Origin of the sequence: Paraburkholderia ferrariae NBRC 106233, from assembly GCF_000685035.1 — a bacterium.
GTDB classification, from domain to species: Bacteria; Pseudomonadota; Gammaproteobacteria; order Burkholderiales; family Burkholderiaceae; genus Paraburkholderia; species Paraburkholderia ferrariae.
In genome coordinates this window covers 1-13,236 of sequence record NZ_BAYB01000067.1, presented here as the reverse complement: position 1 = coordinate 13,236, position 13,236 = coordinate 1, and the positions used below count along the sequence as shown (strand labels likewise).

Sequence of the window (13,236 nt, the reverse complement as noted above, 5' to 3'; positions counted from 1 at the left end):
CAGCATCGGGATCGTGGGCGAGCAGGGGGAGTTTTACGGTGAGGTGACGGACTTCAACCGGGCGGCCTGTTCGGAGTTCGTACGGGCGGCCGTCCTGCCGCAGCTCGGGCAGTTCCCCGGCCGGGCGATGACCTTCGCCCAGCTCAGCCGCGAGGTGCTGGCCTGGCTGTGCCGGATTCCGGTCGAGGCCGGCCCTGTGCTTTGCTACGACTACGCGGACGATTTCGCGCTGCTGTGCGACCTGATCGACGGGCCGCTGCCGGACGGCTGGACGCACGAGAACATCGGCGCACGGCTCGACCGCGAACGGCAAGAAGCCTGGTATCGGGAACACGGCGGCCGGCACCATGCGCTGTACGACGCGCGAGCCAATGCCTTCGCGTTCAAGGAGGGAGAGAATGGATGATGAGCTTGGGCCTGGGATCCAGGCGCGCGTGATCTACGACGAGCCGCGTAACATATTCATCGCGACGGTACTCGCCACCGGTGCAACCTACGAGGCCGCCGACAGCGACGAGATCGCCGCTTGGCTGGCCTTGTCCGAAGTCGAGCCGGGCCATGTCTCGATGCCGCGCGAGCTAATCGAATCCGCCGGCGACCGGATGAACATCAACCACATGCTGCGGCTGATCCACGACGCCGAAGCGAGGGAGCGCGCCGAGGCGCGCGGGCGGCCACGCTCCGAAAAATCCGACCGGCTGGCCCGATTCATCACCAGCCCGGAATTCCGGGAGCGCGCCAATGCAGCCGTCAGCAAGGCGATCGACGCGCTCGAGGCCAAGGGGAAGTGATCAATCTGGCGTAAAGGCGCTTAGATCCGTATGCTTTGGCTAACAACGAATAGAACGGAGCTAAAAAATGGCCGTGGATGGATATACACTGGGCCTTGCCAAACGTAATGGCGATGCGGCCGATAGCTGGAAGAACTATGCCCAGCAGTTGGAACAACAATTGGCTGCTGAGAGGGCTAGCAACACTGCAGCGCGCGCAGTCGCTGCCGCCGTCATAGATGAGTTGGCACGTGTCGATCCGGTTAATCCATTGACGGATAAAGAGGTTCGCAGAAAGATTTTCAATGCTGCTTATAGCAAAACGTGACAGTCGTAATCTGGAAAGCAAAGGCCCACAAGGGCCTTTGCTTTATGGCGTGTCAGAGTTAGTTATGCTGCCGACTGGATTTGCCGGAGCATCACCCTTCGGCTTACCGCCGCCAATGCCCCGCTGAACGTGCTGGCTGCTTGTGTTGCTCGCACCCGCTAGCACTGTGTGGCCTTTATCGTGCATCTCGTGACCGAACTGGTTGTGCATCGACGTACCAAGCCACGAGCCCATTGCGTTGGGAATGTGATGGACCAAGCCGAACATCGTCTGGCAGAGCGTCTGGCACATGCCAACGTACAGCACAATATACGCGATGATGCTCACCACGCCCGTCACACTGCTGAACTGTGCATTTGCCATCGCTTGAGCAAACATCGTGTTGAGCAATTGACCGAAGGCAACAACGCCAACGCTTGCCAGCAGAAACCCGATAACCATGAACGCCGGCCTCAGCATCAGGTTTACCAGGAAGATGTAGCCGTAGCTCGTGCGGGGACCCATGCCCTCGCCCTCTCCATCGAGGTGCGAAAGGGCCCATAAAGGCGCGGCCACGACACCCTCGCATACGCAAGCGAACCAACTCAATACGCCCCCGAACCAGACCATGAACGGCAGCATCGGGAGATACACAGAGAGCATCGCGCCGAAAAAAAACAGGCTCACGATCATCATGAGGATGATCGGCGAGAGATTCGACGCCACTCTGCTGAGTCCACTGATTGCGCCGCCAGAAAACATGTCGCCCACGGCACTCAAGACCTTGCCTGGCACCGAGTCTGCTGCGCCCTGGCCGTATGAAACTACGGCATACGCAGCTAACGCCCCGTCGCCGGCGTCGAGGATGTAATCCCCCATGGTTTTCATGCCCATGAGAGGGTTCGTTCCCGTCCCGCTCGAGCTGTTCGACGTGATCAGCGTCGTCACCATGGAAACCAGCCGTTGACCGGGGAAAATGCTGCCGATCACGTGGGCTGGATCTGGCGAATTCGAGTACAGACCGATGACCGGCGTCGTGCTCGAACTGCTAGATGTGCTACTCGCTGTCGTAGAGGCATCCTGTTCAATCTGCTGGTTATACGACGCCATCACCTTGTTGTAGAGATCCGGGTACGGCAGGTTGCTCATGTCGGTCGGTGCGATCGCCGTTGCCGTGGTTGCAGCCGCCGCCGTGAGCTGAGAATTCGCCATTGCGAACGCCTGATACCAGGCTCCCAGCATGACCCACCCGCTCGTCGAAAGGCTCGACTGGATGGTGCTCGAAATGCTGCTGATCGAGCTCGACGCGCTGCTGATCGCACTCTGGATCGTCGATTGGTATGCGGACGCTGCACTGTTGATCGTCGCCTGCGGATCGCTCGGCTGATTACCTGCGTTCACCGCCGACACATACGCGCTCGCCGCGCTTTGGAGCGTCGATTGCATCGACGTGAGTGCCGATTGCTGCTGCGTGACGAGCGTCGATGTGATCTGGCTCGTGTTCGGTACGATCGACGACAGGCCCGTCGTCGATGCAGTCGTCGTGATCGTGCTCGAGGCAGAGTTTGATGCAACCGATGCGCCGCCGCACGATAGCCCGTTACCATTCATCAGGACGACCTGACCTGTGGCCGTTTGTGGATTGAACTGCTCGCCGCTATCGGCCGAGACGCCACCCGTGTCCGTCGGCAGGCTGTTCACCGCCGCGTTTGCCGCCTGGGCGCACAGGTTCGCCTCGAACAGTGCTTTCGCGAGCGAGACAACCTGCGGTGGCGGTGGCGTCGAAACGAGGGTTCCACCGTTGGCCAGCGCGCTTGTCGCCGTGGACATGCCAAGGTTCGCGATCCCGACACCCATCATAGTGACCCAGAGCACGATGATCTGCGCGCCGGAGTAACCCCCCGTGAACGGCACGAGAAGCGTGAAGCCAACCCCGTTGCGAATGGTGAACCAGATCGACGAGCGCTTCTGGCCGAGGAATTCCCCTTCGGCTCCGGTCGCGATCAACGCCGCGAAGAAGAGATAACAGGCCCACAATGCGCCAATGACGAGCACGCACGCGTTGATCGTGCCGAATATCGACGCGATCGTAGATCCTGAGCCACTGCTTCCGGTGAGTGGACTTGACATGACACTGCCGAACACCTGCGTCAGTGCCGCCATCGACTGGTCGGGGCCCGTGTTGGCCGCACTCGTGATCGAGCTGATGGATTCCGTGGACTGCGCGTGCGCGAGCGTGGCCGTGGCAGAGAACAGGAATACACCGACGCAGAGTGAGGGCCGTTTGGCGGTCATTTGCCTCCCCTCAGCACGACAATGCGCACGACCTCGTTATAAATCTCCTTGAGAATGCCGATGGCGGTGGCAATAAGTATTGCTGCTAGGCCGCCCAAAAGCGCGATCAGCACCAAACTGTTAATCGCCGCGCCAGGAGTCAGGTTGTGCGCTCTATGCCAATCCCAGAGCAAGTAGCCAAGCGCAGGAAACAGCACCATCGCCACCTGCATGCCTTCGTGAAAATGTCGCAGATCTGGCGATGAGCGACGGATCCAGTACGTGCGCCACGCCCTGCGAAAATAGCGAAAATAATTCAATGCCGCCTCCCATAAATTCCGTATCAAATGAATGATACACACTTAATAGGATTTATACAGATTAGCTATTCGCACACCTATACAACCAAATTCCGTATTGCTATATCGATACGGAATTATTTTTATAATTGACGCCACAATGACGCGGCTAAGGCGGCTTTGAATCGGCGGCAGTAGCGCTCGCGTCAATCTCGCGTCAATCTCGCGTCATTGTGGCGTCAACATCGCGTCAACGCCGCGGCTTGGGCGGCCGCATGCGCGAAGTTGGAAGCCCCTCTTCGTTGGCCGGCTCCGGTGGTGCTGGCTGCAGGTGAATTGGTCGCGCTTCCCGACTCTTGCGCTCATCCTCGGCGGCCTGCTTCAAGCGCCAAGCACGAAGGCGCGTCTCGCTGTCGAGGTCCGGCGATCTGAGCATTTCATCCAGACCGGCCTCGAACTGCTCCAGCCTCTCCGGCGAGAGCTGTGCAGGCTGCTCCATCTCACGGCCAACACCATCCAGCACAGCGGTCAGCCGCGCATTGTGCACTCGTTTAGATCCTCGTCGATGATCGCGTGCATCACTCGGCAATACACTCGGCACGTCTTCATATCGCGCAGCTCCTGCCAGACGGCATTCCGACAATCGACGCAGACCGTTTGCGGAGCCTTCCGGCCCGCGTCGGGCCGCCAGAAGTCCGGGGTCGATGTCGAGGAATTCGGCTCGGCGTTGCTCATAGGTTTGCTCCTGGGTGATTCGGTCGCGCTCGGCCAAGGCCGTGCGCAGGTCGGTGGATAGGTCGATCAGGCCGAGTGGCGCCGGGATAGCGTCGCGGCCCAGCTCGGCTGCCGCCTCGATGCGCCGCTGTGCGCGGATCGCCTCGACCTGGTCGAGGCGGGCGCGGCGCGTCTGTTCATATCGCCAGCCCGCGCCCGGCAGGGCGGGGCCGATTTTCGGCTCCGGCGCGACCTGCGGCGGCTGGTGCAGGGTGAAGGTCGGCGCGGAGGTCTGGACCTGCTGCTCGAAGACCGAGCGCACGTCCTGCACCTTGTCGCGTCGGTTCCAGTCGCGGTCCTTCTTCGAGCCGTTGCGCTTGAAAAACCGCTCGGCGTCGTAGTGGCCGCCATCAGTCGGCCGGTCGGAAAACATCAGGTGCATGTGGACATTGCGACCGCCGTCGCTGGCCGCCCGGTCGTGCACGGCGAGCCGGTACGGGAACCGCTCGCCCACGACGCGGCCCGCGAACTCCTGCGCCCAGGCGACCGGATCGGGAGCCTCGCGCGGAATCGCGGCCTCGACCTCCAGGTAGGCGCGGCCGTTCTTGCGCTCGTGCTTGTCGGCGGCCGCGAAGAACTGGGCCGCGTCGGCGGCCCAGTTCGGCAGGTTGCCGTCGATGACCGCGCGCACGTCGTCGCGGTCGGCGTACTTCCCGTGTCCATGAACGTACGCGGCATGGGCGGCACCATTGCCGACCTTGCCGCGCTTCATGGACACGTGGGGAGACGCCATGTTTTTGCTTTTGGAGGTGTCGGGGTGCAGCCCTGACCGCGATCGTTTGATATGAGGTATGCGTAGCATAGCTCATATCAAACGAGGAATCGCGCTTAGGAGGGTGCCCCTCCTAAGGACCTCCCGTTTTCCAACCCCAAAGGTCACTAATCGAGGGCGGTTTTACTGGCGCTGACCGAGTCGTGACGGCCGAATAAATAGGGCATCGCTATACGCGAAAGCGGTGACTCAATGCCGCGTCCTTTGAATCGGAGTCAGACATGCAGCACATCACAGAAATTGCCAACATCGCGCCTATCGCGCACCTCGCCTGGACCGTCGTCTGGGACCTCGTCCGCTACTGGCTGGACAAGCGCCGCAAGGAATAGCGGTCCACCCGCGTCCCCATGGACGGCTGGGGGCAAGCCCCTCCGGGCTTGCCCCCTACCCGCCCACAGGGCCCCTCACGGCGTGGGGCCTACGGCGTGAGCCGCTGCGCGGCCCCCATTGACAAATACACCCACAGCCCTCAACCGACCACTACGAGGGCCGCAGCTGGCCGCTAGCGGTTTCAGAACCGCATCGGCAAGCCCGCCTCCTCCCTTGCAAGCCAAAGCCTTAGAGAACCGATTACGGCTCGCGCGCGCCGTCGCGCCCGGATCGAGGCGCACGGGGACCCGCGCGCAGCGTGGGGAGAGCGCCGACCCGCAGGGGCGATCCGGACAGGCCGCTGATGACCGGATGGTATTGGGGGCCGTCAAGGCGCGAAGCGCCGTTTTGCCCCCGCTTGTGGGGGCGTGGAGTTAAACCCTCACGCGGTGACGCAATGCGTCGGATTCGAAACGTTGCGGGTTTGTAAACATGTTTGTAGAGGTTTGTAGAATGGGCAAAGCCTTGCCAGTATTGGGTTTCCGGGGATGTAATCTGACAAATTCCCACTCAAAAATGACATTTTCCCACTCAGTCTGACAAATTCCCACTGCTGTCCACAGGGCGAATTCTGACAAATTCCCACTCGCCCGCAAATCTGCCAATAAATTATGTTGACAGAGTTATGGGTATCTGCCACCGTTGTGCGGCGTCAGGATAAGTGGGGAATGTCAGAATGAAAAAAGCCGCTGCCACGACATCGGAAGAGCTCGAAACAGCGCTTTCCGAGCGATTTGTAAACATGAGCAACGCCCTGACGCGCGCCGCGCAGGGATTAAAGCTCATTGAGAAACGGCTTATCTCGTCGGCCATTGCCGAAAGTGATTCAGTTGAGTTGCGCAAGCTAGCGGCTGCTCTCGGGCCTAACGAAGGATGGAAGGTCAAGCTATCAGCGCAGGACTACGCTTCCACGTTCGGCATCGATCAACCAACGGCATACGTGCAGCTACGAGAGGCGGCGGACTCGATTTTCAACAAGTACATTCGCACGATCGAACAAACGCGCAGGGGCGAGAAGGAGCGCAGATATCGCTGGGTATCAGGGAACACCTACCATCACGGCGAGGGCTGGGTCGAGGTCAATTTTTCGCCCGAAGTAGCGCCGTTCTTGCTTGGACTTCGCAAGGAATTCACGACCTACAAGCTCAAACATACTGCGGCGCTCCGCTCGGTTTATTCATGGCGCTTGATGGAGATGTTTGCTCAATATCGTGATACTGGCCTAGTCCGGATCAGCTTCGATGACTTTTGCCACGCGATGGAAGCCCCCCCAAGCTGTCTCAAGGATTTCGGGCAACTGCGCCGGCGCGTGATCGATCCGGCCGTCGCGGAGCTAACAGGGAAAGATGGCCTGCTGATCGAATGGAAGCCCACAAAAAATGGAGGTCGCAAAGTGACTGGGCTTGAATTTACGTTCAAGCCCAACCCCCAGCTTTTCTTACTCTGACGCGAATTTATGGCGCACGACTAAGTGGGAATTTGTCAGAAAAGTTTCCTGCCACGCAAATTGCGTAATACGCAAAAAACTACGCATGAGCTCGGCAGCCCTTATCTGGTGGTAGTTTCGGCGCATCGATATCAGACCTTCTGCCGCTCGCGCAGCACCGTCCCAATCTCTATCGGGGCGGCCCGTGCGGAGCCATCACCATCAGCTTCTTGCGTTCTTGCGAAAGCATCAAAGCAAGTTATCCACAGAGATAGCGAAATTTTTGGCGATTTTTTGGGCCAAATTTGCGCCGCACCCTCTTTTACCCCTTATTACAGCTTGCTTACCGGCTTTGCCGGTTGGGGGTTTTCAGCCGATGTTGCCCCCTACCCCACGGCAAGCGGTGGAGTTTGGAGCAGAGATTTCAGCACCCGATTGGGTCGCGGATTTTTACATGGGGCCGTCCAACGACGCAGCGCGCCTTTCTGTCCCTCCCACATGCCCTGTAGGCCAATCCACTGCCAGCCTACCTAGACGCGGATTTGCACCGGCTCAGACCTCGGCAACGTCTAGGATTACGCGGTTTTCTTGGCAGCAGCCCCACGTGCGGCTCATTGCTATCGCGACCAGTGCGGCCTGGCACACGAGTCCACAGCCAGACGCCGCATTATCTCATAGAGTCAGAACAAATACTGTACAAAAACACATATATAAGTTACCATGGTTTCGTGGGCGAAGTTGCGCCCAGATGGTCAGAATGCTGATTGCACCATGCACGCGCAAGGTCTGCTTCCCAGCAGGGAAATCCGGACGTCAGCAGAGTACGGTAGCAACAGATTAGCTGGAGCCCCGGGAAAGCGGCTCACCACCTCGGTGGAAGCACTCGCCCGTACAAAACCCGCATCGCGCAGGCCTGCGGGTTTTTGCGTTAACAACCTGTGTTTTTTGTTCGAAGCCCAACTGGCCACTGCCGACGGGCTTTTTTTTCGCCCGGACCTTTTGAACAGGACGCCGACATGGAAAAACAAGTAACCAGCATCATTGACGCGTGCAGCAACTTCGTCGTGCAACTTGACGCCCACCAGACCGGCGGAGCCATGTTCGTATGCTGCGCGGCGATGCTGCTGCTCGTCGTCGCGATTGTCTGCCTGACGGGGTCGCGGCGGCGCTGACCTGGGCAGTGCTGCGCCACGTTAGACGCGAATACGCTCGACCTCGTCCAGGCTGATGTCGTCATGACGTCGGTCGTAGAGCTGCGTGGTGCGTGTCGACGCGTGATTGGCCATCGCCGCGGCATTTTCCAGCGTGCCGCCGTTCTTCAGGTAGGCGGTGATGCCGGTCGCGCGGAACGTGTGGTTGCCGATCTTGGTGCCGATGCCGACGGCTGCCGCACGCCGGCGCGCCATCGCGTACGCGTTTGCCTGCGGCAGGGGCGTGGCGCTGAGCTGCCCGGTGCCGCGCGCGATTGTGCGGAACAGCGGCCCCTTCGGTTCATTCGCAATGCCGGTGCCGTCGAGGTAAGCGTGCAGGTACGCCTCGAGCGTGTGGTGGCAGGGCATCGCGTGCGCCTTGCCCCCCTTCTCGCGCAGGCGCACCCACAGGCGCCGGTTCTGCACGTAGACGTCCTCGACGCGCATTGCGAGCGCCGCGCCCACGCGCGCGAACGAAAACACCATCAGCGCGATCAGCGCCCGGTCCCGCAGTCCGATTGGTGTGCTCACGTCGATGCTGTCGAGCAGCTGCCGCGCCTCGGCGGGCTCCAGCACGGGCGTGGCGCCGGTGCGTGCCGAGTGCGCCGGCCCGCGCACCGAGGCGGCCGGGTTGTGCGGCACGACCTGGCCGGTCACCAGCCAGTCGAACAGGTGGCGGATCGCCGCCAGGCGCTGCTTGACCGTCGGCGCGGCGTGCGTGGCCGTCTGCAGCTCGATCCACGCGGCGACGTGCAGCGGCTGGACGGCCGTGATCGACGCAACGCCCGCCTGCCCGCACCACGCCAGAAAGTCCCCCGCCGCGCGCGCATAGGCGCGCCGTGTATGCGGGTTGCGGATCGCCGACGCGAAGAACTCGAGAAAGCGGATGCCGGCGCGGTCGCCGGCGGACATCACAAGCGCCGGCAACGACTGCGGCGAATAGCGTGCGGGCGTTTGCATCATCGGATTACCACGGGCAACATTTCAAACGCTGCCGCGACAGACGCGTAGAACCGGTGAAAACCGTCGCACACGCGATAGGCAAATGGTGCGGCGGGATAGTCGGTTGTTGGCAATGCAACGACGGGAACCGGCGGCATTTCCGCACCGGTCGCCATTCCGCTCAGAACACTGATCATTCGCGCCCGGTCGAAGCCGCGCCAGTCACGTATCACCTCGGGATTTCGGAACGGCGGCTCGATTGCCTGGAGTGGCACCAGGAGCGCATCCGGGGTCGAACGGTAGCTCGACGCCCCGGGCCGGAAAGCTGCCATGCCTGCGTCGGCCCACCAGGCATCGGGGATCTCGAATTCGGCTGGCAGTAGCGGGAAACGGAAACGCATGAATTCTCCTCAGGACTCGCGGATCAGGCTCGTGTCGCGTCTTATTCCCGTCCTGCACGCGACAGCTGTTTCATACATTGAGACCGATCGCACGCATGGCGTTTTCCAGTTCATCAGAGGCCATAGAGTCGGCATCGACCGCATCCTGGTATAGCTGATCCAGTTCTTGCAGTCGCTCCTCAGGGGCCCTGGCGAGACCTGCCGACTTAAGGGCATCAGCGGCCCGTTTGAGCCGCTCCTTTGTTGAGCGGAGCTTTGCCCATGCTGCTTCAATGTTTCTTTCCTGCTCATGCGTCATTGAGTGGCTCCATATGTATGATAAAGGACATTATCATATATAAAAAAATCTCCGCGAGGCTCGTTCGCGGTGACTTGCATTGGCAAAAACGTCCGGCATGATAGTTCCATACCACACGGGAACCTGCATGATGGAAGAACACGACTACGAAGACGAGTCCGAGCAGGAAGCAAGGCCCCGCGATCCCAAGATCGATGAGGCCAAACTCGCGATTATGGAAATTTTCGACGCTGAGCCGCAGCGGGTTTTCTATTCGGTGCAGATCGAGACGCGCCTTGAGATCCGCTACTTTCACTGGATTACCAACAAGGGACTGCGAGAGCTGGCTCGCGAAGGAAAGATCAGGTTCGAGCCGCGCCATATCGGCGGCACACAGCTCGTACATTTCTATTTTCACCCGAGCTACCGCTACTACAAGCTCGAGGCCAGGAAGCTGGAGAGCTACCTCACCCAACTCTATGATCCAGACTTCACACGGGCCGTCGGGCACTACTGCGAGATGCTGATCGACAGTGCATTGGCCCGCGCCGGCTTCATGCCTGCTATGGAAAAGAACATCAGCGAGTGGGGCGGAGTGAAATGGACCGAGTCGAGGCACAACCTCGATCGGGTCGCTGTGAAGGATGGGATTGCGTATGGCATCGAAATCAAGAACACCCAGAATTACATCCCCCGCAGCGAACTGCGCATCAAGATTCGGCTATGCAAGCATCTTGGATTGCGACCACTGTTCATCATGCGCTACGCCCCGAAGAACTATATCGATGAAGTGTGGAGGGCCGGCGGTTTCACGCTGCTGTTCGAGCATCAGATGTATCCGCTGTCCCACATCAAGCTGATGCGGGAAATACGGAGCGCCCTGAACCTGAAAATTGATTGCCCAAGCGACTTTCAGGCCGGGCATATCCAGCGGCTGCTCAACTGGCACGAAAAAAAGCACCCTACCAAGTAATTTGTATTCAGGGCGTTACGAGAAATACATGCAAAATCAATGACTTACATGCATGTCCATGTGAATTCAGTTTCGAATTCACACCCCTTCGCCAACGCGACGCCCCAGCCAACTGCGACGGCCTAGCTCCGCATTGCGTGATTGTACAGATTTATGTACAATGTTTTCCGCATTCACCAACCCTGCCAGGGTTGGCCATGGGCAAATAGAATGCGTCATCTTTATCGTCATCAAAGGCGCGTAATGCCTTTAAGACTGCCACGGCCATAACCGAAGGCAGAACACGCTCCAGGTCGCCCAGGACTGGGGCCTACACGGGCGTCGCCGTTATGAGCGGGGCGCACGTACGAGAGAAGCTATAGATATGAACATCCTGACTTTTAGTGAGGCTCGCGCCGGCTTTAAGCAGGCTCTGGATGCGGTATGCAAGGATCACGAGCCGACGGTTATCACCCGTCAGCGTGGTGAACACGTCGTCATGATTTCGCTGGAGGACTACAACAGCCTGCAGGAAACCCTGCATCTGTTGGGAACCCCCAAGAACGCTGATCGACTGCGCCAATCCATTGCTGAGTTCAAGGCCGGCAAGACCTTTGCGAAGGAATTGCTGATACATGACACAGAAGAAGAAGGCGAAGAACAAAGCCGCAGCCGTAAGCAACTGTAAGGTTGCATGGTCGACGAACGCGTGGGACGACTACCTGCACTGGCAGAAACAGGACCTCGCCATCGTTGCCGAGATCAACGGCCTGATTGAGGAAATCTCCCGCGATCCTTTCAGGGGTACCGGCAAGCCGGAGCCCCTGAAAGGGGACCTTACCGGTTTCTGGTCGCGTCGCATCACGAAAGCTGACCGCCTGGTGTACATCGTCCAGGACGGCATCATCTACGTGATGCAATGTCGATACCATTACGAGTAATGCAGTACCCGAAAAGCACCGTCGATGGTGCTTTTTTTCTGCGGATCATAAGCCCGCAGTTAGTGACGGCGACGCCTGCCGTCGTCGCGCGCGATCCCCCGGCAGACGCGGGAATTTGACGTAATTCCCGCTCTCGTACGCAACGGCAAACGGCCGCACGGAACCTGTCACCTTTGCCTCTTGACACTCAATTACTCAACTCATAGAATCAACTCAATAACTCAACTCATTTGAGGTGATGAGTATGATCATTCTGGTTGGTGCGGAAAAGGGCGGGGTCGGCAAATCGACCATCGCGAGCAATCTTGCCGTCCACCTTGGACACCAAGGTATCGACGTAGTGCTTGTCGACACGGACGGACAAGCGACCTGCGCGCGGTTCATCGAGCGGCGTGACGAAGCCAGCATCAAGCCGGCGATTCCGTGCGTGCAGCGCACGGGCGACGTCGCCGCGACTCTGCGCGACCTCGCCAAACGGTACCAGGTCATCGTGGTGGATGCCGGTGGCCGCGACTCGCGGGAAATGCGATCGGCGATGGCGGTCGCAAACCTGGTGTTGGTGCCGACCAGGGCGAGTCAGGCCGATCTGGAAACACTACCCAAAGTCAACGAGCTGGTCTCCCTTGCACGTGGCCTGAATCCAGAGCTGAAAGCAGTGGCCGTTCTCTCAATGGCTCCATCCAATCCGGTCATCCGCGAAGTCGAAAACGCCCGCGAGCTGCTCGAACAGTTTGACCAGCTCGAGCTGGCCGACACTGTCATCCGCGACCGTAAGGTCTATCGCGATGCCCTGCTCGGAGGGCAGGGCGTCGTCGAACTTGACAACGTCCAAGCCCGCGCCGAAATCCAGCTGCTGGCTCAGGAGTTTTTCGAGCTTGAATCGTAACGATGAGTTATTGAGTAACTCATTGGAGTTGAGTAGATGAGTAAATTTAAGATTAGTCCGAGTACGACCAGCAAACCAACGCCGGAAAGCATGCCTACATCGGTTGGAGAATTCGCCGCCGGTGCGGCAATGGTGCAATCGCAGGTTGGATCACGGCCTGCGAAGCCGATACGACTCAATCTGGATCTCGATCCAGACACGCATCGTCGTCTAAAGCTACGGGCCGTCGAGAGCGGCACGACCATCGCGCAGCTGGTCAGGGAGTTGATCGCGCGCGAGCTGGGATAGTTTTTCACAGCAGTAAGAGCGGCCCGAGTCGGTGCTACCAACACCGGCCCAGGCCTGACCACAACCGATCTAGCTAGGAGATCGACCATGGCTGACGCCATTCTATCGCTGCATCCTTGCCAAACACTCTCGCTGGAGAGCGACCTGTCGGTCGTTCTCGAGATCGAGAACCCGCATCACATGACGGACCAGCGCCTTGCGGAGCTGGTTCGATCCAGTCAGAGAGCCGTAGAGCCTGCCGTGTGGGGTTACCTATACGGCATATGGGAGAGCCGGGAATGGCAGCGGCCACAGGGGCTGGCGAGGTGAACCAGTCGCGCCTCTTCCTCGATACCGAGTTCACGCACTTCATCGACCTCCAGCTCATC

General features: G+C 59.5%; 15 protein-coding genes and 1 pseudogene. 10 read left to right on the top strand and 6 right to left on the bottom strand.

The features are described from left to right. The 3 genes and pseudogenes from BFE01S_RS45285 to BFE01S_RS44890 all read left to right on the top strand — a co-directional run. Positions 1-406: pseudogene (locus BFE01S_RS45285) on the top strand (hypothetical protein); the annotation flags it as partial. Then, positions 399-791, top strand: coding sequence for a hypothetical protein (locus tag BFE01S_RS36295; protein WP_028229671.1), 393 nt, complete (start codon positions 399-401; stop codon positions 789-791). The pseudogene BFE01S_RS45285 and the gene BFE01S_RS36295, both read left to right, overlap by 8 nt. Before the next feature lie 67 nt (positions 792-858). Further along, positions 859-1,098: a hypothetical protein gene (locus BFE01S_RS44890; RefSeq protein ID WP_156967283.1), complete on the top strand. Its 240-nt coding sequence runs from the start codon at positions 859-861 to the stop codon at positions 1,096-1,098. Positions 1,099-1,140: 42 nt separating this feature from the next. On the opposite strand, the gene BFE01S_RS41620 is transcribed toward BFE01S_RS44890, so the two are convergent. From BFE01S_RS41620 to BFE01S_RS42210, 3 genes are all read right to left on the bottom strand, one after another. Continuing rightward, positions 1,141-3,372 carry a DotA/TraY family protein gene (locus BFE01S_RS41620; RefSeq protein WP_042340003.1) on the bottom strand — a complete coding sequence of 744 codons (2,232 nt, stop codon included), beginning with the start codon at positions 3,370-3,372 and terminating at the stop codon, positions 1,141-1,143. Next, positions 3,369-3,671 carry a hypothetical protein gene (locus tag BFE01S_RS36285; protein ID WP_156967282.1) on the bottom strand — a complete coding sequence of 101 codons (303 nt, stop codon included), beginning with the start codon at positions 3,669-3,671 and terminating at the stop codon, positions 3,369-3,371. The genes BFE01S_RS41620 and BFE01S_RS36285 overlap by 4 nt, the downstream gene beginning before the upstream one ends. Before the next feature lie 229 nt (positions 3,672-3,900). Next, positions 3,901-5,136, bottom strand: coding sequence for a MobA/MobL family protein (locus tag BFE01S_RS42210; protein WP_052421087.1), 1,236 nt, complete (start codon positions 5,134-5,136; stop codon positions 3,901-3,903). A gap of 1,105 nt (positions 5,137-6,241) precedes the next feature. On the opposite strand from BFE01S_RS42210, the gene BFE01S_RS41610 reads away from it, so the two are divergent. After that, complete coding sequence (locus tag BFE01S_RS41610; RefSeq protein ID WP_042340001.1) at positions 6,242-7,012, top strand: replication initiation protein; 771 nt, start codon at positions 6,242-6,244, stop codon at positions 7,010-7,012. Positions 7,013-8,007: 995 nt separating this feature from the next. Next, positions 8,008-8,163 carry a hypothetical protein gene (locus tag BFE01S_RS44885; RefSeq protein ID WP_156967281.1) on the top strand — a complete coding sequence of 52 codons (156 nt, stop codon included), beginning with the start codon at positions 8,008-8,010 and terminating at the stop codon, positions 8,161-8,163. A 21-nt stretch (positions 8,164-8,184) separates the two neighbouring features. Here BFE01S_RS44885 and BFE01S_RS36260 read toward each other — a convergent pair whose 3' ends face one another. The 3 genes from BFE01S_RS36260 to BFE01S_RS36250 all read right to left on the bottom strand — a co-directional run bounded on the left by BFE01S_RS36260 (position 8,185) and on the right by BFE01S_RS36250 (position 9,822). Continuing rightward, a complete protein-coding gene (locus BFE01S_RS36260) occupies positions 8,185-9,093 on the bottom strand; it encodes a tyrosine-type recombinase/integrase (protein ID WP_245621287.1) in 909 nt (302 codons plus the stop codon). A gap of 47 nt (positions 9,094-9,140) precedes the next feature. Further along, the gene (locus tag BFE01S_RS36255) at positions 9,141-9,524 is read right to left on the bottom strand and encodes a hypothetical protein (RefSeq protein WP_028229668.1); all 384 of its coding nucleotides are present in this window, start codon (positions 9,522-9,524) and stop codon (positions 9,141-9,143) included. A 70-nt stretch (positions 9,525-9,594) separates the two neighbouring features. Further along, positions 9,595-9,822 (bottom strand): hypothetical protein, encoded by a 228-nt coding sequence (locus BFE01S_RS36250; RefSeq protein WP_028229667.1) that lies wholly within the window; start codon positions 9,820-9,822, stop codon positions 9,595-9,597. Between the two features lie 127 nt (positions 9,823-9,949). Between BFE01S_RS36250 and BFE01S_RS36245 the strand changes: the two genes are divergently transcribed. From BFE01S_RS36245 to BFE01S_RS43765, 5 genes are all read left to right on the top strand, one after another. Then, the gene (locus BFE01S_RS36245) at positions 9,950-10,774 is read left to right on the top strand and encodes a hypothetical protein (RefSeq protein WP_028229666.1); all 825 of its coding nucleotides are present in this window, start codon (positions 9,950-9,952) and stop codon (positions 10,772-10,774) included. 364 nt (positions 10,775-11,138) lie between these two features. Beyond that, positions 11,139-11,441, top strand: coding sequence for a type II toxin-antitoxin system Phd/YefM family antitoxin (locus tag BFE01S_RS43770; protein ID WP_084170440.1), 303 nt, complete (start codon positions 11,139-11,141; stop codon positions 11,439-11,441). Continuing rightward, the gene (locus BFE01S_RS36235; protein WP_028229664.1) at positions 11,389-11,694 is read left to right on the top strand and encodes a Txe/YoeB family addiction module toxin; all 306 of its coding nucleotides are present in this window, start codon (positions 11,389-11,391) and stop codon (positions 11,692-11,694) included. The genes BFE01S_RS43770 and BFE01S_RS36235 overlap by 53 nt, the downstream gene beginning before the upstream one ends. A 244-nt stretch (positions 11,695-11,938) precedes the next feature. Then, positions 11,939-12,580, top strand: a complete 642-nt coding sequence (locus tag BFE01S_RS36230) for a division plane positioning ATPase MipZ (protein ID WP_028229663.1) — start codon at positions 11,939-11,941, stop codon at positions 12,578-12,580. 36 nt (positions 12,581-12,616) lie between these two features. Next, on the top strand, positions 12,617-12,868 hold the full coding sequence (locus BFE01S_RS43765; RefSeq protein WP_084170439.1) for a ribbon-helix-helix domain-containing protein: 252 nt from the start codon (positions 12,617-12,619) through the stop codon (positions 12,866-12,868). Positions 12,869-13,236 lie beyond the last annotated feature (368 nt).